The sequence below is a fragment of the Sporosarcina koreensis genome, from assembly GCF_042655825.1.
Classification (GTDB): Bacteria; Bacillota; Bacilli; order Bacillales_A; family Planococcaceae; genus Sporosarcina; species Sporosarcina koreensis.
In genome coordinates, this window is sequence record NZ_JBHSNP010000016.1 from 1 (window position 1) to 596 (window position 596).

Annotated in this window: 2 rRNA genes; both read left to right on the top strand. The window is 51.8% G+C overall.

From position 1 onward, the window contains the following. Positions 1–328 (top strand): 23S ribosomal RNA (locus tag ACFPTP_RS10025); the annotation flags it as partial. A gap of 108 nt (positions 329–436) precedes the next feature. Beyond that, positions 437–552: ribosomal RNA gene (gene rrf, locus ACFPTP_RS10030) — 5S ribosomal RNA — on the top strand. Positions 553–596 lie beyond the last annotated feature (44 nt).

The following is a 596-nucleotide window of genomic DNA, read 5'->3' on the forward strand; positions in this document are numbered from 1 at the left end:
AGCTGGGTTCAGAACGTCGTGAGACAGTTCGGTCCCTATCTGCCGTGGGCGTTGGAAGATTGAGAGGGGTTGCTCCTAGTACGAGAGGACCGGAGTGAACGCACCACTGGTGTTCGGGTTGTCATGCCAATGGCATTGCCCGGTAGCTAAGTGCGGAAGAGATAAGCGCTGAAAGCATCTAAGCGCGAAACTTGCCTCGAGATGAGTCTTCCCTTGGACTTTAAGTCCGCTAAAGGAACGTTTAAGACGAAGACGTTGATAGGCTGGGTGTGTAAGTGCAGCGATGCATTGAGCTAACCAGTACTAATGAACCGTGAGGCTTAACCTTACAACACCGAAGGTGTTTTAGAGACGTGACAGAGATTTTTGGCTTGTTTGCAGATTGGTTTTGGTGGTTGTGTGAAAGTACACAACGGCTGAAATAAAACAGAATTTGCCTGGCGGCAATAGCGCGGTGGTCCCACCTGACCCCATGCCGAACTCAGAAGTGAAACGCCGTAGCGCCGATGGTAGTGTGGGGTCTCCCCATGCGAGAGTAGGACACTGCCAGGCATCAAATAACGTTGTTAGCGTGACGGCTGGCAATAGCAGGGCTG